Raw genomic sequence first — 21,917 nt, 5'->3', positions numbered from 1 at the left:
AACATCCTACGTTTGACATACTAGGTCGCGATGTCCGAAGAGTCACGTACCCAGCACGTCCCCGACCATGTGGCTGCCCAGGATGCCACCCGCACCGCTGTCGATCGTCACCCGGACGGTTACACCGCGGAGAACTCCGGTGCCGCCGAACCGATCGGCCCGCACCGCGCGGTGGCGGGTGGTGCGCTGCTGCTGACCGGTGTCGCGCTCGCGGCGGCGAACATGCGGCCCGCCGTCACCAGCCTCGCGTCGGTGCTCGGCGAGGTGCGCGACTCGCTGGGCGCGTCGAGCACCTGGGCGAGCGTGCTGACCTCGGTCCCCACGCTGTGCTTCGGCGTCGCCGGGATCGCCGCGCCGCTGCTCGCGCGGAAGATGGGCATCAACAGGGTCGTCGGCGTCGCGCTCGCGGTGCTCACCGCGGCGATGGCCGGGCGCATGGTGGACGGCCCGTGGACGGTCCTCGGCGGAACCGTCCTGGTGTGCGCGGCGATCGCGATGTGCAACGTGCTCATCCCGGTCGTGGTGAAGGAGTCGTTCCCCGAGCGCGTCGGCATGGCCACCGCGATCTACACCACGGCGATGGCCGCGGGCGGTTCGGCCGGTTCTGCGCTGACCCCGTGGCTGGACACCGGAACCGGCAGCTGGCGGCTCGCGCTGGCGACCTGGGCGGTGCTGGCGCTGGCGGCGTTCCTCGTGTGGGTCCCGGCCACCGCTCGGCGGGCGTCGGCGCGGCAGGTCACCGGCACGACGTCGGGCGGTGCCCGGCGCTCGCTGCTGCGCAGCCCGCTGGCCTGGGCGGTGACCTGCTACTTCGCGTTCCAGTCGCTGGTCGCCTACGTGGTGATGGGCTGGCTGCCGGAGGTCTTCAAGGGCGCCGGGATGGACGGCAGCACCGCGGGCGTGCTGCTCGGCGTGCTGCTGCTGATCGGTGTGCCGATCAGCATGGTGCTGCCGCCGCTGGTGACCCGGACCCGCAGCCAGTCCTGGTGGGCCGTGGGCCTGGCCGCGCTGAACGTGACCGGCATGCTGGGCGTGCTGTTCGCCCCGCTGAGCATGCCGTGGGTGTGGGCGGTGCTCATCGGTGTCGGCATGAGCGCCTTCCCGCTGGCGCTGGTGCTGATCTCGCTGCGCACCGCCAACGCCGCCGACACCAGTCGGCTGTCGGCGATGGCGCAGAGCATCGGCTACCTGATCGCCTCGTTCGGACCGTTCCTGTTCGGCACGCTGCACGACCTGACCGGGGCCTGGTCGGCGTCGCTGGTCGCGGTCGTCGTCGTGATCGTGGTCCAGGGCCTGATCGGCATCGTCGCGGGACGCCCTCGCACCGTCTGACCTGTGGAGATCCCGCGGTTCCGGGCGCCAACCGCGGGATCGCTGGTCAGTCGAGGGGGAGGTTGAGCAGGGCGTTCTCCAGGAGTTCCGGCATGGCCGGGTGGATCCAGTACTGGCCGCGGGCCATCGTGCGGGCGTCCAGGCCGAACTGCATCGCCTGCACCAGGGGTTGCAGCAGCGTCGGTGCCTGGGGGCCGATGATGTGCGCGCCCAGCAGGAGTCCGGACGACGGGTCGGCGAGCAGCTTGGCGAAGCCCGTGGTGTCCTCCATCGCCCAGCCGTAGGCGATCCCCGCGTAGTCCTGGACCGAGACCACGTGGTCCACCCCGCGCCGCCGCGCCTCCTGCTCGGTCAGCCCGACCGAGGCGATCTGCGGCGCGGAGAACACCGCGTGCGGTACAAAGCGGTGGTCGGAGGAGATCGGCTCGTCGGGGTGGAGCAGGTTGTGCTGCACCACGCGCATCTCGTGGTTGGCCACATGCTTGAGCTCGTGGTCCGAGCTGATGTCGCCCAGCGCCCAGACACCGTCCACCGAGGTCAGCTGGGTGGCGTCGACCTTGATCTTGCCGTTGTCGGCCAGCTCCAGGCCACCGGCGGCGGCGTCGAGCAGGTCGGAGTTGGGCACCCGGCCGACCGCCACCAGCAGCTCCTCGGCCTCGACGACCTCGGGCCCGTCCGGGCCCTCCAGGTGCAGCCGGACCACGTCGCCGTCCCGCTCGACCCGGAGCTCCTTGCGGTCCAGCCGCAGGTCCCAGCGCTGCGCGGCGAGCTCGGTGAACCGCTGGGAGATGTCGACGTCCTCGCTGCGCAACATCCGGCCGGACCGGCCGATCACGGTGACCTCCACGCCCATCGCGGAGAAGACGTGCGCGAGCTCGGCGCCGACGAACCCGGTGCCCAGGACGATCATCCGCCGGGGCAGTTCCGCGAGCCGCATCACCGAGTCGCTGGTGTGGTAGCCGACGTCCTCGATCCCGGGGATCCGCGGGACCGCCGGCCGACCGCCCGCGGCGACGACCACCCGGTCCGCGCTGATCTCCGCCAGCCCGTCCGCGGTCTCGACCACGAGGCGCTTGGCACCGGTGAACCGGGCCACCCCCTCGAAGAGGGTGACGTTCGGGTTCTCCTCGGCCCGGTAGCGGCGCCCGCCGTCGGAGATCGCGTCGATGCGGCCGAAGATCCGGTCCCGCACCTGCGGCCACCGGACACCGCCGATCTCCAGGTCCACGCCGAGCCGCGCGCCTGCCGCCGGGGCCGCGGCCACGTCGGCGGTGTGCACGAACATCTTCGTCGGGATGCAACCGACGTTCAGGCACGTGCCGCCGTAGGAGTGCGTCGGACCGATGCCCTTCTCGACGATCGCGACGCGCCAGTCGGCGAAGCGTTCGTCGAGGATCGAGTTGCCGGATCCGGAGCCGATGATGACGAGATCGAAGTGCTGCACCTGTCCATCCTGCCTCAGGTCGCGGCAGCCACGGTCGGCTGCTGTCGTGGTTCACGGGCGTCGACCACGTGCAACCCGGCGAAGCGCCCGCTGATTCCGCGATGATCTCGGTTCCGGAACACACCGACCGCGTGCACGGCGCACCACACGGCCGTCACCGCCAGCCACACCGACGACAGCCCGGCGAGGTTCAGCGCTCCCTGCACCAGCCCGAGCCCGCCCACCCCCACCGACCAGCGGCGCAGCACCGCGACGGGGCTGGGACGACGCCCGGAGGCCGCGACCGGGCGCAGCCGGACCGCGTGCTGGCCCGGGGTGCTGCCGCCGACCACCGCCACCAGCAGCAGGAACAGCGCCGGGCCGAACCACAGCGCGGTGGCGTCCAACCACCACCGGTGTTGCAGTACGCCGGTCCGCAGGCCGATGTCGACGAGCTTCGCCGCGCCGCTGCCGATCCACCACAGCACCAGCAGGTCGCAGCACATCCCGGTGAGCCGGCGGAACCGGGTGACCGGTCGCGGCTGCGTCGGCAGCAGGCCGCTCGGCCGCACCGGCAGCAGCCGCACCGCGGGCGCTGCGAACCGCCCGAGCACCGCGCCGCAGGTGTTCGCGATCAGGTCGTCGACGTCGAAGAGCCGGTAGGGGCACGGGTACACCCCCCAGACCCCGGTGAGCTGGGTGAGCTCGATCAGCAGCGAGGTGGCGAACCCGATCGCGCCGACGACGAACACCCCGCGGCGCAGCAGCCGCCGCGCGAGGATCCCGAGGGGGACGAACAGCGCGATGTTGAGGACGAACTGCTGCACCGAATCGTGCGCCAGCAGCGCGACCACCCCGTTCCAGTCACCGGGTGGTCGCACGCCCCGGAAGGAGCGCAACGGCTCCCACTGCGGCCGCATCTCGCCGACGAACCGGCAGAACCCCGGCGTGATCGGCGGCAGTGGGCTGAGCACGTAGTCGACCAGGCCGCACAGGTACAGCAGTGCCGCGAAGCGCAGCACCGCCGTCCAGGCGCCCAGTTCGCCGCGTCTGCGGTATTCCCGCGCCACGTAGGGCACGAACAGCAGCACGGCGAAGACCACGGCGTAGAACGTGGCGAAAACGGCGGGGAGTACCCGGCTGCCCACCTGGAACCTCCTGGTTGCAGGGCGACGGATGTCCTCAGTGATGAGGGCCGGGTACTCCGTCCAGATGCACCGTGACGTGTTCTTCGACCGAACGAGCGGTCGTTGCCCGTGGTCCGGGCCGGACGATCAGCGCTGGTACGTGGGCGCGATCACGGCCCGCGCCACCGTGTGGAAGGCCAGGTTGAAGCTGACCACGGCGGGGCTGGCGTTCTCGTCGACGCCCAGCTTCTCGCTGTCCACGGCGTGCACCGCGAAGTAGTAGCGGTGCGGCCGGTCACCGGGCGGCGGGGCCGCGCCGCCGTAGGCGCGCTCGCCCATGTCGTTGGACACGTGGAAGGCCCCCGCGGGAAGCCCGTGACCGTTGCGGTTGCCCGCGTCGGCGGGCAGTTCGGTGACGTCGGCGGGCACGTCGACCAGGACCCAGTGCCAGAAGCCGCCGGGGATCGGCGCGTCCGGGTCGAAGCAGGTCACCACGAAGCTCTTGGTGGTCTCGGGGAAACCCTCCCAGCGCAGCTGCGGGGACCGGTTCTGCCCGTCCGCCCCCATGCCGTCGTAGGCGTGGTCCTGCGCCATCGGACGGCCGTCGGTCACGTCATCGGAGGTGACGGTGAACTCCGGGACCGCGGGCAGCAGCGAGTACGGGTCCGGGTCGATGGGGCGCTCCAGGCTCATCGAGCATCCTCCTCCTCTTCGAGGGCGGCTTGTGTTTGATCACCCGCCCGCCAGCCTAGAGGTCCGCCCCGGCGGCCACCCGCGGTGGCGGGGGAGTCGCCCGGCGGGGTCCGCATCGCGAGGGCATTGCGCATTGTGCAACGAAGGTTGTGCAATGTGCAGTGACGGGCGGTAGGCTCCGCGGAGTCCCGGAGCGCGGAGGAGGAGAAGGTGGCGGACGGCTTGGAGGTGCTCTGCCTGGGCGAGACGATGTCGCTGGTCTCCCCGTCCGCGCCGGTCCCGCTGGAGCGGGCCACGTCGTTCACGCTCTCCGCAGGCGGTGCGGAGTCCAACGTGGCCGTCCACCTGGCCGCCCTGGGACACCGGGTGGGGTGGGCGAGCCGCGTCGGTGACGACCCGCTCGGGCGCCGGCTGGTCGCCGACATCGCCGCCGCCGGAGTCGACACCTCCCTGGTGCGGGTGCACCCGGACGCCCCGACCGGCGTCTACTTCAAGGATCCCGGGCCGGACGGCACCCGCGTGCACTACTACCGAGCGGGGTCCGCGGCGTCCACGATGGACGTCGGGTTCCCGCCGGAGGACGTGCTCGACTCGGTCGACCTGCTGCACATCAGCGGGATCACACCGGTGCTGTCGGCGACCTGCGACCGCCTGGTCCGCTGGCTGCTGACCCGCGAGCGGCGGTGCCGGATCTCCTTCGACGTCAACCACCGCCCGGCGCTGTGGAGCGCCGAGCAGGCCGGTCCGCGCCTGCGGGAGCTCGCCCAGCTCGCCGACGTCGTGCTGGTCGGCCTCGACGAGGCGGCGGCGCTGTGGGGCGTGCGCGACGTGGCCGAGGTCCGCGCCCTGCTCGACCGGCCCGGCGCGCTCGTCGTCAAGGACGGCGGCACCGCCGCGCACGCGTTCGGCGCCGACCACGTCGCCGTGCCCGCGCCGGAGGTGGCGGTCGTCGAACCGGTCGGTGCGGGGGACGCCTTCGCCGCCGGGTACCTCTCCGGGGTCCTGCGCGGTGCGGACGTCGTGCGCTGCCTGCGCCTCGGGCACATCCTGGCCGCGCACAGCCTGCTCAGCACCGAGGACCACACGCGGCCGCCCGGCCCCGAGGTGTTGGACGGCTGGCTCGGCCGCGACGAACGGCAGTGGCGCGACTTGCGTTTCGGGTGAGCGACGGTGGAATCCTTCGACGAACTGTTCTCCGGTCCGGTGATGGCGATCCTGCGCGGCATGGACCCGCAGCGGACCGTCGAGTTGGCCGAACGGGCCTGGGACCTGGGCATCGACGCGGTCGAGGTGCCGATCGAGACCCCGCGCGCCGAACCGTCGTTGCGGGCCGCCGTGCGCGCCGGAGTCCGATGTGGACGGCCGGTCGGCGCGGGCACCGTGGTCAGCGCCGAGCACCTGGACGTGGCGCGGCAGGCCGGCGCGGCGTTCACCGTCGCGCCCGGGCTGGACCCGGAAGTGGTGCGGCTGAGCGCCGAACTGGGCCTGCCGCACCTGCCCGGCGTCGCCACGGCCGGTGAGATCCAGCACGGCCTGCGGCTCGGTCTGACGTGGTTGAAGGCGTTCCCCGCCGCCGAGCTGGGAACCGGTTGGTTCCGCGCGATGCTCGGCCCGTTCCCGGGACTGCGGCTGGTCGCCACCGGCGGGATGACCGCGCGCAACGCACCCGGGTTCCTCGACGCCGGAGCCCGGGTCGTCGCGGTGGGTTCCGCGCTGGCCGATCCCGCGCAACTGCCCGCGCTGTCCGAACTCGTCCAGGAGCAGAAGTGAACATCCACGTCGGTCCGGTCGCCGCGCCCGAACTGCAGGAGGCCGTCGTCGCCGCGGGCGGACGGCTGAGCCCGGCGGCGGAGGCGTCGGCGCTGGTCTGGTACGGGGCCGAACCGGAGCGGTTCGGCGAGCTGGACCACCCGGGGCTCGAATGGGTGCAGCTGCCTGCGGCGGGCATCGAGGAGTGGGCGGCCGCCGGAGCGCTCCGCGACGGCGTCACGTTCACCTCGGCGGCCGGTGCGTACGCCGACACCGTCGCCGAGCATGCGCTCGGGTTGATGTTGACCGGCGCGCGCGGTCTGCACGTGATGGCCCGCGCCGACCGCTGGGAACGGCGGTCGGCGGCGGCGAGCCTCTTCGGCGCGACGGTCGGCATCCTCGGGGCGGGCGGCATCGGCCGTTCGCTGATCGGGCTGCTGCGGCCGTTCGGCGTGCGGGTGCTGGCGGTCAACCGGTCCGGCAGACCGGTCGAGGGAGCGGAGCGCACCTGGCGCGCCGACGACGCCCCGGGCGTGCGGGAAGTGCTCGCCGCGGCGGACTTCCTGGTGCTCGCCGCGCCCGCGACCGCCGAGACCTCCCGGCTGGTCGACGCCGACGCGCTGTCCCGGATGAAGCCCGGAGCGTGGCTGGTCAACGTGGCCCGGGGCGCGTTGGTGGACACCGGCGCGCTGCTCGCCGCGCTCGACGAGGGCCGGATCGGCGGAGCGGCGCTGGACGTCACCGACCCGGAGCCGCTGCCGGACGGCCACCCGCTGTTCCGGCACCCGAGGGCGTTCGTCTCGCCGCACTCGGCGAACCCGAAGTCCTTGCTGCTCCCGGCGCTGGCGCGCCGCGTCGAGGAGAACGTCCGGCGCCACCTCGCCGGTGAACCGCTGCTCGGCGTCGTCGATCCCGCCGCCGGGTACTGAGTGCCTGTTTGTGACCCTGCTCCGGGAAGGGGCGTGGTAAGAGGCGGGAGCCGCTTTCTCTTTCGGTGAGTGGTCTCGCAGCCGGCACCGCCACCCAAAACGAGTTCGAAGACGGGCTCTGAACCTGCTCAGAACGACGCGCGCCGACCGGTGTAGAGCTCGGCGAAGGCGGTCGCCGCCGCCCGCGAACCGAGCAGCCTGCGCAGCCGCGCCCGCGCCAGTTCCGCCCGGAACGGATCGGTCGGTGGGCAGCCGTGGAAGATGTCCGACAGCCACTGGGAGAACTCCTGGTACTGCCAGACCATCTGCAGGCAGTCGTCGGAGTACCCGGCGAGCCTGCCGGGATCTCCCCGGTTGTGCGCGGTCAGCGCGTCCGCGAGCAGCAGCGCGTCGTGCAGCGCGAGGTTCATGCCCTTGGCCGCGATCGGAGCTACCAGGTGCGCGGACTCGCCTGCCAGGTGCAGACGTCCGTGCGACATCGGTTGCACGACGTAGTTGTGCATGTCCAGCACCCGCTTCTCGATGAGGGCGCCTTCGACGAGCTCGCCGTCCGGAACGCCGAGCCTGGCGCGCAGTTCCCGCCACACCCGCTCGTCGGGCCAGTTCGCGATGTCGTCGGCGGGACTGCATTGCAGGTAGAACCGGGTGACCTCGGACGACCGCGCCATGTGCGCGGCGAAACCGCGCGGGTGGATGCCGAACACGACGCCGTCGGCCGACGGCGGCGCTTCGGCGAGCAGTGCCAGCCAGCCGATCCCGTAGTCGTGGCGGGTGATGGCATCGGCGGGCAGGTGGTTCCTGGTGACCCCGCGGGCGCCGTCGCACCCGGCGACGAAGTCGCAGTCGAACCGAAGTCGCTTCCCGGATTCGTCCAGGAACGTCACCGATGGTGAATCCGTGTGCAGTCCGTGGAGCGCCACGTCGCGGACCGCGAAGCGCGCGTCGCCGCCCCGGTCGACGTAGCGCGCGACGAGGTCGGTGACGAGGTTCTGCTGCGGGTAGACGAAGTGGCGCCGACCGGTGAGCTCCGCGTAGTCGAAGACGTGCCTTGCTCCCTCGAACCGGAACTCGAAGGTGGTCTGGGTCTCGGCCTCCCGCACCAGCCGGTCGGCCAGGCCGCGCCGGTCGAGTTCGCGAACCGCCCATTCCTCGATGAATCCGGCGCGCGGACGGCGTTCGATGAAGGCGCGGTCGCAGCGTTCGAGCAGGACGCAGTCGATTCCCCGGTCGCGCAGCAGGTTCGCGACGGTGAGTCCGGCCGGTCCGGCCCCCACGACGACGACGTCGGCACGGGCCACCGCGGGTCCTCCTCGCTCGGATCGGTCGAACGGCCGGAGTATTCCGCATCCCGGTCGGCGGCGGAACCGGTCGGCGGCACGCCGTTGCTCACACCCTCCGGACCGGTCCACGGTGGACGCCGGGTGGTCGCGACCGCTCCACCGGGCGACGCCCGGGTTCAGCTGGACGGGTGAGCGGTGCACGGTCCCGTCCGGCCCCGCGCCGGGCTGTCCTCTGTGGACTGATGCGATGGGCCGTCCGAGTGTTTTTCCGGGTTTTTCATCGCTCGAACGGGTGGCGCGTCTCCGTTGCTCTGTATCCGAGGCCGGGCCGTGCGTCTCTCTGTCGTGGACACTTTGTCGAACCGGAGACGGGCCGGTCGCGCGGACCGTACCCGGTGAGCTCCGGGGGGAGGAGAGCAGCGATGTCATCCACACTGCGTCGGACCTGGTCGGTCGTGGGGGTGCTGGCGACCGCGGTGCTGTCGCTGGCGACGACCGCCAGCGCCCAGGGTGCCGCCCCGTCCCAGGAGAAGGCGCCGCCGATCGTCGGCGGTCAGCCCGCACCCATCGCGGAGCACCCGTGGGTCGTCTACCTCACCGACGGTTCGGGGAACCAGTTCTGCGGTGGCACCATCGCCCGTCCCGACAAGATCGTCACGGCTGCCCACTGCGTGACGGGGGACGCGCCGAAGATCGCCGAGGTCGTGGCGGGCCGGGAGAACAAGCAGTCCCAGGACGGCACCGTCGCCAAGGTGAGCAACGTCTGGGTGCACCCGAAGTACCAGGGCGCCGACACCGGTGCCGACGTCGCGGTCGTGACCCTGGACCGGAAACTGCAGGAGAAGCCGTTGGCGCTGGCGTCCGGGCAGGACGCATCGCTGTACTCGCCGGGCACGCCCACCCAGGTGTACGGCTGGGGTGCGACGCAGGAGGGCGGCGAGCCCTCGGACACCCTGCGCAAGGCCGACGTCCAGGTGTTCGGCGACCAGGACTGCACGAAGGCCTACCAGCAGTACAAGCCGGACGCGATGGTGTGCGCCGGGGTGCCGCAGGGCGGCATGGACAGCTGCCAGGGCGACTCCGGGGGGCCGTTGGTCGCCGGGGACAAGCTGATCGGGATCGTCTCGACGGGCAACGGGTGCGCCCGGCCCGGCTATCCCGGCATCTACACGCGGGTCGGCGCCTACTTCAACGATCTCCAGCCGCAGCTGGGGTCCTGACGGCGCGCGGTGCCGGAGTGCCCTCGGGCGCTCCGGCACCCGCCCGGGGACCGTTTGCTAGCCTGCGGTCGGGCCGTGACTGGCGTTTCAGGTGGAGCACCACCGGGAAGCGGCCCGGCCGTCCGTTCCGGTCGGTCATCCGCCGCGCGCCTGGGCGAAGCCGAGACCTCGCTTTCCGGGAGCCAGCCATGACCGACACCTCGCAGGCCGTTCTCATGAACGGCGCGGACCTCGCCCGCAGCCACGTCGACCGAACCGCCGACCGCGCCGCCGAGTTCGAGCGGCGCACCGGACGTCGCCCGTGCCTGGCGACCGTGCTCGTCGGCGACGACCCGGCGTCGGCGACCTACGTGCGGATGAAGCAGAACCGGTGCCGTCGCGCGGGAATCGACTCGCGGCACACCCCGCTGCCCGCCACGACCAGCACCGGCGAGCTGATCGACGTCATCCGCGGGCTCTCGGCCGATCCCGAGGTGCACGGGATCCTGTTGCAGCACCCGGTTCCGCAGCACGTCGACGAGCGGGCCGCGTTCGAGGCCATCGACCCCGCCAAGGACGTCGACGGCGTCACCATGCACTCCTTCGCGGCGATGGCGTTCGGACTCGACGGCTTCGACTCCTGCACGCCCGGCGGCATCCTCCGGCTGCTCGACGCCTACGACGTCGACCCGGCCGGGCGCACCGCGGTCGTCATCGGGCGCAGTCCGATCCTGGGCCGCCCGGTCAGCGCGCTGCTGCTGGCGCGGGACGCCACGGTGACGACCTGCCACTCGCGCACGCCCGACCTGCCGTCCGCGGTCCGCACCGCCGACATCGTCGTCGCGGCCGTCGGCAGGCCGGAGTTCGTCCGCGGCGATTGGATCAAACCGGGCGCGGTCGTGATCGACGCCGGGTACAACCCGGGCAACGTCGGGGACGTCGCCTTCGACGAGGCGGTGGAGCGTGCGGGCATGATCACACCGGTGCCGGGCGGGGTCGGGCCGATGACGATCTCCGTGCTGCTGGAGCAGACCGTCGACGCGGCGTTCCGCCAGGCGGGACCGGACGGGACGAGCTGACGGCCTCGTCTCCGAACTCGGCAACGGGCGCAGCCGCTTCCTGCCTCGGGGAGTGCGCGAGCAACCGGTACCGGGCTCTGCGCGCTACGCGGCGACGAGGCCGATCGAGATCGTCAGGAACGCCGCCGCGCTGACCACGTCCAGCGACCGGGCGACGCGGGGGTGCCGCAGCCGGTCGGCGATGCGCGCCGCCGCGAGCACGATGGTCAGCTCCCACACCGCGGCGAGCCCGAGGAAGATCGCGCCCAGCAGCACCAGCTGGACCGCGGGTCGCGTCGAGCCGCCCACGAACTGCGGCAGGAACGCGAGGCTGAACAGCAGCATCTTCGGGTTGGTGATGTTGCTCAGGAAACCGCGCACGAACGGGTTCGCGGAGTCGACCGGGGCCCGCTCCAGGGCTCCGTCCGCGGACTCCTTCCTGGTCAGCCACAGTCCTCTGAGGATCGAACCGGCCAGGTAGAGCAGGTACGCGGCGCCGATCAGCTTCAGCGCGGACAACACCGCCGGGTGTCCGGTGATCAGCGCGCCCAGGCCGGAGATGACCAACGCCACCTGCAGCACGCTGGCGCTGTGGATCCCGGCGAGCGCGAGCACACCGGGGCGCTTGCCCGCGTGCAGCGAGGTGCGCAGCAGCAGGAACGTGTCGACACCGGGGGTGAGCACGACGACCGCGCTGGCGAGCAGGAAAGCGGGCAACGGCGTCAGGTCCAGCAGCACGACATCCCTCCTTCGCAGATCACTTGATCGGGTCGGATCTGTCACCTGTCCGGGCACACTTCGTCACGCCCGGCGTCCGGTGGGCACCGGGCATCGGGCTGGTCGAGGTGGAATGAGCGAAGTTCAGATCCGGCGATCGCCGTAAATTTTTCCGCCACAACCCATCTTAACGAAATTTTTTCCTGTCGCCGTGTGAGTTGTGCCTCGTGTTGTTTCGGTATCGGGATGACTACGGTGTGCCGTCGGCAAGATCGTCGAGCGGGTGGTGGAGGCGCGACGTGGGGCGTGGCGGTGTTCGCAGGATCGGGACGGCTCGCGGGGGCGCGCTGCTGCGGCTGTTCGTGACGGGAGCGGTGACGGCGCTCGCCGGGTTGCACCCGGTCGCCGCGGACGCCCAGGAACAACCCCAACCGCGCATCCTCGGCGGTGCCCGGACCTCGGTCGGCGACGCGCCGTGGGTCGTCGCGCTGACCGACGCCGACGGGCAGCAGTTCTGCGGCGGCGCCCTGGTCTCGCCGACCAAGGTGATCACCGCCGCCCACTGCACCGTCGACGAGCGCACCGGTGAGGACCGCGACGTCGCGAACCTGCGGGCGGTCGGCGGGCGGGCCGATCTGAACACCGAGCAGGGCGTCGTCAGCGAAATCGCCGGTGTCTGGAGGCATCCCGGCTACCGCGACTACTCCGACGGCGATGACGTGGCGGTGCTCACCCTGCGCACGCCGATGCCGCAACAACCGGTTCCGCTCGTCGGTGCGGACGACCAGGCCGCCTACCAGCCGGGCACCAGGGGGCGGGTCTACGGCTGGGGTCGCACGAGCGAATCGGGCCCGGCATCGCACACCCTCAACGCGGTCGACGTCCCGATCGCCGACAACGCGGAGTGCGAGCGGGCCTACTCCAACTTCAACGGCCGGGCGATGTACTGCGCGGGCGTCCCCGAGGGCGGTCGCGACGCGTGCGCGGGCGACTCCGGCGGCCCGTTCATCGCCGATGGCCGCCTCATCGGCGTCGTCTCCTTCGGGACCGGCTGCGGCCGTCCGCACACCCCGGGCGTCTACACCCGCCTGGCGACGTACGCCGCGGAGGTCGAAGGGCAACTGTGACGGCGGCCGGCGGCGGAACGCCGGTGTGCCCGCGGGCCGTCCGTCCGGAGCGGTCGACGTGGACGCGGTGCTCCCGGGCGAGGCGCTTCCACTCCGCGCCGACGCATCGTCGTCCACTGTGGATACAGCATCGGGTTTCCGGCGGATGGCGGGACACCAGGCGCCCGGCTGGGCCGTGCCGAACGGGCCGTCGGCCGTTCCGGAGGTTCCAGGCCGGCATCGCAGCGAGCTGTCCGGCCCTCGCCGCTGGGTGGGTGGGATCCGGTCCGGCCGCGCCGCGCTCGCCGGGTGGCTTCGGCGCGTGGGGTGGTGCGTCACCTCGTCGGGGGCTGGAGCCGCAGGTGCCCAGGCGCGGTACGGGTCGCCTCTCGTCACGTGGCCGGGTCGCGGGGGAGTGCCGGACGGGGGCTCCGGCACGCGTTCCGGGAACGTGCGGCGCTGCGGAGGGGAGTGGCGTTAACAACTTTCCGCGCAGGTGAATGCCAGTTCGACCGGGTTCGTGTGCTATCCAGGGAAAGGTGACCCTCCAGCCGCTCGCGACCTCCGTCCACCGCGCGTACACCGCCGACCTGGACGCCGCCGACTTCTACCGCATGCTCCGCCTGCGCGTCGACGTCTTCGTCTGCGAGCAGCAGTGCCCCTACCCGGAGCTGGACGGGCGTGACCTGGAGGAGACCACCCGGCACTTCTGGATCGACTCCGCCGACGGCTACGTCCTCGGCTACCTGCGGCTGCTCGAAGACCCCGACGGCACCTTCCGCATCGGCCGGGTCTGCACCGCGCGGGGCGCGCGGGGACTCGGGCTCGCGCGCAAGCTGATGCGCGCCGCCGTCGCCGAGGTGCGGCGCTCACCCGCCGTGCTCTCCGCGCAGACCTACGCCGCCGGTTTCTACCGCTCCTTCGGGTTCGTCGAGGTCGGCGAGGAGTACCTGGAGGACGACATCCCGCACGTCGACATGCGCCGGGACCCGGCAGGCGGCGCCTGAGCGCGGTGGCGCACGTCTCGCCCGAGCAGGTTCCTCGCTAGATCGCGTTCTGCGACGATGCACGGTGGTCCCAGCAAGGGGTGCGTCAGGAAGCCGGTGCGAGTCCGGCACGGTCGGCGCCACTGTGACCGGGGAGCGGACCTCCCGGGCGGCCAGCAGGTCGCCTGAGCCACCGGGGAGACCTGGGAAGGCCGGAGGAACGCGGTGATCCGGGAGTCAGGACACTGCCGCCCCTTGTTCCCGACACCCGGGGCGTCCGAGACCCGAGGAAGGAACACCTGGCATGACAGCTTCCCGGCGCGCCGACGTGCGCTTCCCCTTCACCGCCGTGGTCGGGCACGACGACCTCCGGCTCGCGCTGCTGCTCAACGCGGTGCACCCGCGGATCGGCGGGGTGCTGGTGCGCGGTGAGAAGGGCACCGCCAAGTCGACCGTGGTGCGCGCGCTGGCGTCGCTGCTGCCGTCGCTGGACGTGGTCGCCGACTGCCGGTTCGGCTGCGCTCCGCACGAGGCCGACCCGCGCTGCCCGGACGGCCCGCACGACGGCGCCGACGTCGCCGAACGGCCCGCGCGGCTGGTCGAGCTGCCGGTCGGGGCCACCGAGGACAGGCTGGTCGGCTCGCTGGACCTGGAACGCGCCCTGACCGACGGGGTCCGCGCGTTCCAACCCGGCCTGCTGGCCGCCGCGCACCGGGGCGTGCTCTACGTCGACGAGGTCAACCTGCTGCACGACCACCTCGTCGACCTGCTGCTCGACGCCGCCGCGATGGGGCGCGCGCACGTCGAGCGCGAGGGCGTGTCGGTCTCGCACGCGGCGTCGTTCCTGCTGGTGGGCACCATGAACCCGGAGGAGGGGGAGCTGCGCCCGCAGCTGCTCGACCGGTTCGGCCTGACCGTGCAGGTCGCCGCCTCGCGCGATGTCGCGACCCGCACCGAGGTGGTGCGGCGCCGGCTGGCTTTCGAGGCCGACCCCGTCGGATTCGCCGAGCAGTGGGCCGAATCCGACGCCGAACTCGCCCGGCGCATCGCCGACGCGCGTCGGCGCGTCGACTCCGTTCGGCTGCCCGACTCGGAGGTGCGGCGCATCTCCGCGCTGTGCGCGTCGTTCGACGTCGACGGCATGCGCGCCGACCTGGTGGTGGCGCGCACGGCCGTCGCGCACGCCGCGTGGCGGGGTGCCGAGGCGGTCGCCGAAGCCGACGTGGAGGCCGCGGCGCGGCTGGCGCTGCCGCACCGGCGGCGCCGCGACCCGTTCGACGAGCCGGGCATCGACGACGACCAGCTCCGGGAGGCGCTGTCCGAGGCGGCCGAGCACGCCGACGGCGACGACACCCCGCCGGACGACCCACCGGACGGCGGGCCCGGTGGCGGTCAGCCGCCGGCGGAGCCCGACGACGGCCCGTCCGACGGCGGCGGCGAGGGCGCCGAACCGCCGGAGCACGGCGGCAACGGGCAGGCCCCCTCGCAGCGCCCGCCCGCCGCTCCCGCCCCGGCGTTCCGGGCGCGGTTGTTGCAGGTCCCGGGCCTCGGTGACGGCGCACCCGGGCGGCGTTCGCGGGCCCGTTCGCGCAGCGGTCGCAGCGTCCGCCCGTCCACTTCGGAGGGCAGTGGGATCCACCTGGCGGCGACCCTCGCCGCGGCCGCGCCGCACCAGGCGGCGCGCGGGCGCAGCGGTCCCGGGCTCGTGCTGCGGCGCGACGACGTGCGGCACGCCGTCCGGGAGGGACGCGAGGGCAACCTCGTGCTGTTCGCCGTCGACGCCTCGGGGTCGATGGCCGCCCGGGAGCGGATGTCGGCCGTCAGCGGTGCGGTGCTGTCCCTGCTGCGGGACGCCTACCAGCGGCGGGACAAGGTCGGCGTGGTCACCTTCCGCGGCGACGCGGCCGAGGTGGCGCTCCCGCCGACGTCCTCTGTGGACGTCGCGGCGACGCGGATGCGGCGGTTGCGCACCGGAGGCCGGACGCCGCTGGCCGACGGTCTGCTGAAAACGCGCAAGGTGGTCCAGACCGAGCGGACCCGGGATCCGCGCCGCCGCGCGCTGCTGGTGCTGCTCACCGACGGGAAAGCGACCGTTCCGGTCGATTCCGGCGTTTCCGGCGGATCGCGGTCCCGGCGGGCCGTCGACGACGCGCTGCGCGCGGCGGAGCTGCTCGCCGGACTGGACGTCGCGTCCGTTGTGGTCGACTGCGAGAACGGCCCGGTGCGGCTGGGTCTGGCCGGGCGGGTCGCGGCCGTCCTGGACGCCGCCTGCCTGCGGTTGGAGGAACTGTCGGCGGACAACGTCGCCGGGGTCGTGCGTGCCGCCCGAGGTGACCACCTCCGGGCCGCTTGATTTCGTTTTGGTTACGAGATCGGAGTTCGCGCCTACGGAACCGCCGAGCGGATTGGTACGGTGACTGCCGTCCACCTGACCCCCAGGGGTGGACCTCGAAAGTGCCCCCGCGCTCCCGGTGACCCCCAGGCCGGTTGAGTGCGGGGGTTCTTCATTGCGCGGTGCCCTGCCGCTCGGCGCGGGGCGCGGCCGACAGGCGCTGGTAGCGGCGGCGGGACGCGGCCGCCACCACGGCGAGCGGCACGGCCGCCACCGCGGCCACGGTGAACACGGTGCCGTAGGCGCCCCGCTGCGCGAGCGGTCCGGCCGCCGCCGAAGCGGCCGCGCTGCCGAGGAACAGAGCCGCGGTGAACAGCGACACCGCCGTGCCGCGGGCTCGTGGCGCCACCTCGCTGGTCCAGTTCTGCAGCGACGAGTGCAGGAACGACCAGGCGCCACCGAGCAGCAACGCGGTGACGACCACGGCGGCCGGTGCCACCACCACCGCCACGACCGCGTAGCCGAGGAACAGCTGGACGCCGCCGATCGCGATGAGCTGCCAGCCCTCCACGCGCCGGGCCAACTTCTTCACCACCCGGGAGAACAGCAGCACGGCGAGCCCGTAGGCGCCGGTGGCGAGCCCGGCCACCGCGACGTCCACGCCCTGGCGCACCAGCGCCGACGCCAGCAGGGCCAGGGCGCCCAGCAGCACCGCGCCCTCCCCGAAGCCGAGGCCGAACACCAGCAGCGCCCAGCGGTCGGTCAGCACCGACCTCAGGTGCTCGCGGACCCCGTCGACGCCCGCGCGCGGCGGTTCGGCAAGCCCGCGCACCAGCACGCCGCACCCCGCCGCGCACAGCGCGGGCAGCGCGAACACCGCGCGCCAGTCCAGCAGGCTCGCCAGCACGCCGCCGACCGCGGTGGCCAGCGCCATGCCCACGGCCATCCCCGCCATCAGGTCGGACAGCGCGCTCTGCCGCCACGGCTGCGGCACGGTGTCGCCGACGTAGGTCAGCGACGTCGGGACGACCGCTCCGAAGCACGCACCCGCGAGCAGCCGTGCCGCGACCAGCGCGGGCAGCGTCGGCGCGACCGCCGAGGCGAGCCCGGCCAGCGCCGCGCCGAACAGCGTCCAGCGCAGCAGGGCGACGCGGCCGAACCGGTCCGACAGCACGCCCCACACCGGCTGGGACAGCCCGTAGGCGAGGAAGTACCCGCTGGCCGCGGTGACCGCGGCGGCGAACGGGACGCCCAGCCCCGCCGCGATCAGCACCAGCAGCGGCGTCACCGCGAACCGGTCGAAGTTGCTGATCAGCGAGGCCAGGGACAGCACCCGCGGTGGTCGGTGGGCAGCGGACATCGGCGGCTCCTGCGGTTCGGGGAATTCCCCGCCGATGGTCGAGAATGGTCCCGGCGGTATCCAGGGAGCGGTGGTAACAGGAGACGGCGGTGCACGAAGCGGCGCGGCGGGCGCTCGGCCGGTTCCTGCGCACCCGGCGGGAGCGGTTGACCCCCGAGGCAGTTGGTCTGCCGCGTGTCGGGCGGCGGCGCACGCGGGGGCTGCGGCGCGAAGAGGTCGCTGAGCTCTCCGGTGTCAGCGTCAGCTGGTACACGTGGCTGGAGCAGGGCCGCGACATCAACGTCTCCCGGCAGGTGCTCGGCGCGGTGGCCGCGGCGCTGGCGATGTCGGCGTCGGAGCGGCGGCACCTGTACCTGCTGGCGGGGGAGCTGCCGCCGGAGTCCGGGCCGGCCCGGGAGCTCGGCCATCTGCGCGACGTCGTCGCCCGGCTCTGGCCCCAGCCGTCCTGCCTGCGCGACGCCCACTGGGACCTCCTCGACTGGAACCCGGCCGAGGCGGCGCTGTTCACCGACTTCGCGGCGCTGCCGCCGCACCGGCGGAACATGCTGTGGCTGATGTTCGGCTGGCGGCCGATGCGGCGGCTGCTGGTCGACTGGGAGGTGCACGCCCGGCACCTGCTCGCGCAGTTCCACGCGCTGGCCGACCGCAAACCGACCGACACCCGGTTCGCCGAGGTGGTGGCCGGTCTGCGCGAGACCGACGCCGACTTCCGGTGCTGGTGGGAGCGCTACGACGTCGCCGCGTTCGAGCCGGTGCACCGCGAGTACCGGCACCCGCGCGTCGGTGCGCTCCGGCTGCGCACCACGAAACTGCTGGCCGCCGAGGACGTCGATGTGCAGATCATCACCCGGGCCCCGGCCGACGCGGAGTCGGCCGACCGGATGCGTGCGCTGACGCGTTGAGCCCGGAATTCCGCGGTGTCGCGGGACGTGCGGGTCGGCACGTGCCCGGGGACGGGGGTGCGGGCGTTGGTTAGGGTCGTCCGCATGCCTCAGGGACAGCCGAATGCAGTGCCGAACGACGGTTTGACCACCCGACAGCGCCGCAACCGACCCCTGGTCGTGGTGCACACCGGGGACATGAAGGGCAAGTCGACCGCGGCGTTCGGGCTCGCGCTGCGCGGCTGGAACCAGGGCTGGTCGATCGGTGTCTTCCAGTTCGTCAAGTCCGCGAAGTGGCGGGTCGGTGAGGAGAGCGCGTTCCGCGCCCTGGGACGCCTGCACGAGGAGACCGGTGAGGGCGGCCCCGTGGAGTGGCACAAGATGGGCGAGGGCTGGTCGTGGGCCCGCAAGAAGGGGACCGAGGAGGACCACGCCGCCGCCGCGCTGGAGGGCTGGCGCGAGATCGCCCGCCGCATCCGGGAGGAACAGCACCGGCTGTACGTGCTCGACGAGTTCACCTACCCGCTGCACTGGGGATGGGTGGACGTCGACGAGGTCGTCGAGACGCTGCGCGAGCGCCCCGGCCAGCAGCACGTGGTGATCACCGGCCGGTACGCGCCGCCCGCGCTGGTCGACGCCGCCGACCTGGTGATGGAGACGAGCAAGGTCAAGCACCCGATGGACGCCGGGCAGAAGGGGCAGAAGGGCATCGAGTGGTGACTGCTCGGATCGTCGTCGCCGCTCCGGCGTCCGGGCAGGGCAAGACCACGCTGACCACGGGGTTGCTGGCCGCGCTGCGTCGCCGCGGCACCGCCGTCGCGCCGTTCAAGGTCGGACCCGACTACATCGACCCGGGCTACCACCGGCTCGCCGCCGGGCGCCCGGCGCGCAACCTCGACCCGGTGCTGGTCGGTGAGCACCGGATCGCGCCGCTGTTCCGGCACGGCGCGGCCGACGCGGAACTGGCGGTCGTGGAGGGCGTGATGGGGCTGTTCGACGGCCGCATCGGTCCGGCCGATTCCGCCCCCGGTTCCACCGCGCACGTCGCCGGGCTGCTGGACGCCCCGGTCGTGCTGGTCGTCGACGCGCGCGGCCAGAGCCAGAGCCTCGCCGCCCTGCTGCACGGCTTCCGGACCTACCGGCCCGGGGTGCGGATCGGCGGGGTGATCCTCAACCGGGTCGGTTCCGCGCGGCACGAGGAGGTGCTGCGGGACGCCGCCGAGGACGCGGGATTGCCGGTGCTGGGGGCGTTGCCGCGTTCGGACGGGCTGTCCGTGCCGTCCCGGCACCTCGGCCTGGTCACCGCCGTCGAGCACGGAGACGAGGCGGCGCGGGCGATCGACTCGATGGCCGACGCGGTCGCCGAGGCGGTGGACCTCGACGCGGTGGCCGCGCTCGCGCGGTCCGCGCCGCCGCTGCCGGGCCCCGCCTGGAACCCCGCCGACGAGGTCGAGCCGGCCGCCGGGCGGCCCGTGGTGGCCGTGGCCGGCGGGAGCGCCTTCACCTTCGCCTACGCCGAGCACCTGGAACTGCTCGAAGCGGCCGGTGCCGAGGTGGCCGTCGTCGACCCGTTGCGCGACGAGCGGTTGCCCGCGGGCACGCGGGGTCTGGTGCTGCCCGGCGGGTTCCCGGAGCAGCACGCCGCCGAGCTGTCCGCCAACGCCCCGCTGCGGGCCGAGGTCGCCGCGCTGGCCGCGAGCGGCGCGCCGGTGCACGCCGAATGCGGCGGGCTGCTGTACCTGGCCTCCGAACTGGACGGTCATCCGCAGTGCGGATTCCTCGACGCCGCGGCGCGGATGTCGCCGCGGCTGACGCTCGGTTACCGCGAGGCGGTGGCGGCCGCGGACTCCGCGCTGTTCGTCGAGGGGGAACGGGTGGCAGGCCACGAGTTCCACCGCACCGTCCTGGAACCCGGCAGCGGGGCGCGACCGGCCTGGGCGTGGCGCGGCGCGCGGGAGGGGTACGTCGTCGGCGGGGTGCACGCGTCGTACCTGCACACCCACCCGGCCGGGCAGCCGGGATCGGTCGGCCGGTTCGTGTCGCGTTGCGCGGGTCACGCAGGGTCATCCGCGCGATGCGGGATGTGACCGCGCTTCACACCTCGCCGCGGCCACGCGGTACGGTCGTTGCCCGCGGTGCCGCCGCTGGCGCCGAACCCGGCGTCCCCGGAACGCGCCCGCCGATCGGCTCGGCGCCGAGTCCGAAGTGGACGCGTCCACTGTGGTAGTCCTTCCACCCGGGAAGAGGAGAACAATGGTGACTGGCCGGATCTCGTTCATCGGCGCCGGACCGGGGGCGGCGGACCTGATCACGGTGCGCGCTGCCCGGCGGATCGCCGAGGCCGACGTGGTGCTGTGGTCGGCGAGTCTGGTCACCCCCGAATGCGTCAAGGAACACGCCCGCGCCGACGCCGAGCTCGTCGACTCCGCGCAGCTGTCCCACGAGCAGGCGGTGGAGATCTTCCGCCGCGCCGAACGCGACCGGCTCAACGTGGTGCGCGTGCACTCCGGCGACCCGGCGCTGTGGAGCTCGGTGCAGGACCAGCACGACGCGTGCCTGCGGATGAACGTCGAAGTCGAGATCGTGCCCGGCGTCGCGCCGGTCGCCGCCGCCGCGGCGGCCGTGGGCCGCGAGCTGACCGCGCCCGAGGTGGCGCAGTCGCTGGTGGTGACCCGCTTCGAGAACGGCCGGACACCGGTGCCGGACGGCGAGTCCGTCCGCGAGTTCGCCCGGCACGGCACCACGATGGCGGTGTTCACCTCCGCGGCGCGCGCCGGTCGGCTGGTCGAGGAACTGCGCTCCGGGGGCTACTCCGAGGACACGCCGGTGCTGGTCGCCTACAAGGTCTCCTGGCCGGACGAGCTGCTGCTGCGCACCACGCTCGGCGAGCTGGAGCGGACCGTCAAGCAGCACAAGCTGTGGCGGAACACGCTGTTCCTCGTCGGGAAGGTGCTCGGGAACCGGTCGCGCGGGTCGTTCCAGCGCCGTTCCGACGCGCGGCCCGCCCGGACGCGGCGGCACGGCTACGGTTCCGCGTCGCGCTTCGCGCCGGACGACCCGGAGGTGGTCAGCGGGCGGGTCCGCGAGTCCGACGTCGCCTGGTGGGCGGTCCGCGACTGGCAGCAGACGGCCCGCGCCGCGGTGCGGGTGGCCGCCGGGCGCGCCGCCGCGCGCGCCGGCGACGAGGGCCAGCCGGAACTGTTCTCCGCCGACGTCGACACCGATCCGGCGCCCGTCGCAGCGCCCGGATCCGCAGCGTCCGGATCCGCAGCCCCCGAAGCAGCAGCGCCCGAACCGGAGCCCGAAGCCGCCGCGCCGGCCGAGCCCGCGGCAGCCGAACCGGAGGCCCCCGCCGAGGAACCCGCTGCTCCGGCGGCGTCGGCGAAGCGGACGTCCGCGGCGAGCACCACGACCTCGCGGGCCACGGCCAAGACCACGGCGAAGTCCGCCACCCGCTCGCGGTCGAAGACCGCGAAGTCGAGCACGGCGAAGTCCAAGGCGCAGAGCGGGACGGCCAAGCCGCGGCGCAAGTCGACCACGCGCGAGCAGGCCGAGCCGGAGTGACCGGATCATCCACAGTGGACGGCGGATAACCTGGACAGGGGTCGCCGGGCATGCGCGGCGTCGCACGGTCCGGCGGGGCTCGACGACTCGCCGTCGGCGTGTGCGCACCGGCCGAGCCGGGCGGCGGCAGCAGTATTGGGAGTGGTTCGGCGACGAGGAGCGGTCGACGGTCGCGCGGTGC

General features: G+C 73.3%; 19 protein-coding genes and 2 riboswitches. Of the genes, 13 read left to right on the top strand and 6 right to left on the bottom strand.

Translation table 11 applies throughout. The features are described from left to right. The first annotated feature begins 30 nt into the window (after positions 1-30). The gene (locus tag NV263_RS24460; protein WP_263248965.1) at positions 31-1,332 is read left to right on the top strand and encodes a CynX/NimT family MFS transporter; all 1,302 of its coding nucleotides are present in this window, start codon (positions 31-33) and stop codon (positions 1,330-1,332) included. Between the two features lie 46 nt (positions 1,333-1,378). Here NV263_RS24460 and NV263_RS24455 read toward each other — a convergent pair whose 3' ends face one another. The 3 genes from NV263_RS24455 to NV263_RS24445 all read right to left on the bottom strand — a co-directional run bounded on the left by NV263_RS24455 (position 1,379) and on the right by NV263_RS24445 (position 4,575). Then, positions 1,379-2,776 carry a mycothione reductase gene (locus tag NV263_RS24455; RefSeq protein ID WP_263248964.1) on the bottom strand — a complete coding sequence of 466 codons (1,398 nt, stop codon included), beginning with the start codon at positions 2,774-2,776 and terminating at the stop codon, positions 1,379-1,381. Between the two features lie 14 nt (positions 2,777-2,790). Beyond that, a complete protein-coding gene (locus NV263_RS24450; RefSeq protein WP_263248963.1) occupies positions 2,791-3,903 on the bottom strand; it encodes a VanZ family protein in 1,113 nt (370 codons plus the stop codon). A 126-nt stretch (positions 3,904-4,029) separates the two neighbouring features. Continuing rightward, positions 4,030-4,575, bottom strand: a complete 546-nt coding sequence (locus tag NV263_RS24445) for a YbhB/YbcL family Raf kinase inhibitor-like protein (RefSeq protein ID WP_263248962.1) — start codon at positions 4,573-4,575, stop codon at positions 4,030-4,032. 210 nt (positions 4,576-4,785) lie between these two features. Here NV263_RS24445 and NV263_RS24440 point away from each other — a divergent pair, with 210 nt between their 5' ends. From NV263_RS24440 to NV263_RS24430, 3 genes are read left to right on the top strand one after another with little or no spacing between them, the layout of a single operon-like run. Further along, complete coding sequence (locus NV263_RS24440) at positions 4,786-5,739, top strand: sugar kinase (RefSeq protein WP_263248961.1); 954 nt, start codon at positions 4,786-4,788, stop codon at positions 5,737-5,739. A 6-nt stretch (positions 5,740-5,745) separates the two neighbouring features. Then, positions 5,746-6,345: a bifunctional 4-hydroxy-2-oxoglutarate aldolase/2-dehydro-3-deoxy-phosphogluconate aldolase gene (locus NV263_RS24435; RefSeq protein ID WP_263248960.1), complete on the top strand. Its 600-nt coding sequence runs from the start codon at positions 5,746-5,748 to the stop codon at positions 6,343-6,345. Next, positions 6,342-7,253, top strand: a complete 912-nt coding sequence (locus tag NV263_RS24430) for a D-isomer specific 2-hydroxyacid dehydrogenase family protein (protein WP_263248959.1) — start codon at positions 6,342-6,344, stop codon at positions 7,251-7,253. The genes NV263_RS24435 and NV263_RS24430 overlap by 4 nt, the downstream gene beginning before the upstream one ends. A 128-nt stretch (positions 7,254-7,381) precedes the next feature. On the opposite strand, the gene NV263_RS24425 is transcribed toward NV263_RS24430, so the two are convergent. Then, positions 7,382-8,551: a 4-hydroxybenzoate 3-monooxygenase gene (locus tag NV263_RS24425; RefSeq protein WP_263248958.1), complete on the bottom strand. Its 1,170-nt coding sequence runs from the start codon at positions 8,549-8,551 to the stop codon at positions 7,382-7,384. A gap of 404 nt (positions 8,552-8,955) precedes the next feature. On the opposite strand from NV263_RS24425, the gene NV263_RS24420 reads away from it, so the two are divergent. Beyond that, positions 8,956-9,753: a S1 family peptidase gene (locus NV263_RS24420; RefSeq protein WP_263248957.1), complete on the top strand. Its 798-nt coding sequence runs from the start codon at positions 8,956-8,958 to the stop codon at positions 9,751-9,753. Between the two features lie 65 nt (positions 9,754-9,818). After that, positions 9,819-9,916: riboswitch (ZMP/ZTP riboswitch) on the top strand. A 25-nt stretch (positions 9,917-9,941) separates the two neighbouring features. After that, positions 9,942-10,811: a bifunctional 5,10-methylenetetrahydrofolate dehydrogenase/5,10-methenyltetrahydrofolate cyclohydrolase gene (locus NV263_RS24415; protein ID WP_263248956.1), complete on the top strand. Its 870-nt coding sequence runs from the start codon at positions 9,942-9,944 to the stop codon at positions 10,809-10,811. 84 nt (positions 10,812-10,895) lie between these two features. Here the strand turns inward: NV263_RS24415 and NV263_RS24410 are convergent, their stop codons facing one another. Beyond that, positions 10,896-11,528, bottom strand: coding sequence for a LysE family translocator (locus tag NV263_RS24410; RefSeq protein WP_263248955.1), 633 nt, complete (start codon positions 11,526-11,528; stop codon positions 10,896-10,898). A 278-nt stretch (positions 11,529-11,806) separates the two neighbouring features. Here NV263_RS24410 and NV263_RS24405 point away from each other — a divergent pair, with 278 nt between their 5' ends. The 3 genes from NV263_RS24405 to NV263_RS24395 all read left to right on the top strand — a co-directional run bounded on the left by NV263_RS24405 (position 11,807) and on the right by NV263_RS24395 (position 15,952). Continuing rightward, positions 11,807-12,634 carry a S1 family peptidase gene (locus NV263_RS24405; RefSeq protein WP_263248954.1) on the top strand — a complete coding sequence of 276 codons (828 nt, stop codon included), beginning with the start codon at positions 11,807-11,809 and terminating at the stop codon, positions 12,632-12,634. A 518-nt stretch (positions 12,635-13,152) separates the two neighbouring features. Beyond that, complete coding sequence (locus tag NV263_RS24400; protein ID WP_263248953.1) at positions 13,153-13,620, top strand: GNAT family N-acetyltransferase; 468 nt, start codon at positions 13,153-13,155, stop codon at positions 13,618-13,620. A gap of 48 nt (positions 13,621-13,668) precedes the next feature. Then, positions 13,669-13,866, top strand: a riboswitch (cobalamin riboswitch). 37 nt (positions 13,867-13,903) lie between these two features. Further along, positions 13,904-15,952, top strand: a complete 2,049-nt coding sequence (locus NV263_RS24395) for a putative cobaltochelatase (protein WP_263248952.1) — start codon at positions 13,904-13,906, stop codon at positions 15,950-15,952. Between the two features lie 151 nt (positions 15,953-16,103). On the opposite strand, the gene NV263_RS24390 is transcribed toward NV263_RS24395, so the two are convergent. After that, on the bottom strand, positions 16,104-17,291 hold the full coding sequence (locus NV263_RS24390) for an MFS transporter (RefSeq protein WP_263248951.1): 1,188 nt from the start codon (positions 17,289-17,291) through the stop codon (positions 16,104-16,106). 89 nt (positions 17,292-17,380) lie between these two features. Between NV263_RS24390 and NV263_RS24385 the strand changes: the two genes are divergently transcribed. From NV263_RS24385 to cobM, 4 genes are all read left to right on the top strand, one after another. Next, positions 17,381-18,193, top strand: coding sequence for a helix-turn-helix transcriptional regulator (locus NV263_RS24385; RefSeq protein WP_263248950.1), 813 nt, complete (start codon positions 17,381-17,383; stop codon positions 18,191-18,193). Between the two features lie 84 nt (positions 18,194-18,277). After that, positions 18,278-18,892 carry a cob(I)yrinic acid a,c-diamide adenosyltransferase gene (cobO, locus tag NV263_RS24380; RefSeq protein WP_263248949.1) on the top strand — a complete coding sequence of 205 codons (615 nt, stop codon included), beginning with the start codon at positions 18,278-18,280 and terminating at the stop codon, positions 18,890-18,892. Continuing rightward, positions 18,889-20,259 carry a cobyrinate a,c-diamide synthase gene (locus NV263_RS24375; protein ID WP_263248948.1) on the top strand — a complete coding sequence of 457 codons (1,371 nt, stop codon included), beginning with the start codon at positions 18,889-18,891 and terminating at the stop codon, positions 20,257-20,259. Before cobO ends, NV263_RS24375 begins: the two co-directional genes overlap by 4 nt. A 166-nt stretch (positions 20,260-20,425) precedes the next feature. Next, positions 20,426-21,736 (top strand): precorrin-4 C(11)-methyltransferase, encoded by a 1,311-nt coding sequence (cobM, locus tag NV263_RS24370; protein ID WP_263248947.1) that lies wholly within the window; start codon positions 20,426-20,428, stop codon positions 21,734-21,736. Positions 21,737-21,917 lie beyond the last annotated feature (181 nt).

The organism is Saccharopolyspora rosea, assembly GCF_025643595.1.
Taxonomy (GTDB): Bacteria; Actinomycetota; Actinomycetes; order Mycobacteriales; family Pseudonocardiaceae; genus Saccharopolyspora; species Saccharopolyspora rosea.
This window is presented reverse-complemented; position numbering and strand designations above follow the sequence as displayed.

Excerpts from the sequence above, each read along its gene's own strand:
- NV263_RS24460 (WP_263248965.1), top strand. The coding sequence starts at position 31 with ATGTCCGAAGAGTCACGTACCCAGCACGTCCCCGACCATGTGGCTGCC.
- NV263_RS24445 (WP_263248962.1), bottom strand. The coding sequence starts at position 4,575 with ATGAGCCTGGAGCGCCCCATCGACCCGGACCCGTACTCGCTGCTGCCC.
- NV263_RS24420 (WP_263248957.1), top strand. The coding sequence starts at position 8,956 with ATGTCATCCACACTGCGTCGGACCTGGTCGGTCGTGGGGGTGCTGGCG.
- NV263_RS24415 (WP_263248956.1), top strand. The coding sequence starts at position 9,942 with ATGACCGACACCTCGCAGGCCGTTCTCATGAACGGCGCGGACCTCGCC.
- NV263_RS24395 (WP_263248952.1), top strand. The coding sequence starts at position 13,904 with ATGACAGCTTCCCGGCGCGCCGACGTGCGCTTCCCCTTCACCGCCGTG.
- NV263_RS24390 (WP_263248951.1), bottom strand. The coding sequence starts at position 17,291 with ATGTCCGCTGCCCACCGACCACCGCGGGTGCTGTCCCTGGCCTCGCTG.
- cobO (WP_263248949.1), top strand. The coding sequence starts at position 18,278 with ATGCCTCAGGGACAGCCGAATGCAGTGCCGAACGACGGTTTGACCACC.
- cobM (WP_263248947.1), top strand. The coding sequence starts at position 20,426 with ATGGTGACTGGCCGGATCTCGTTCATCGGCGCCGGACCGGGGGCGGCG.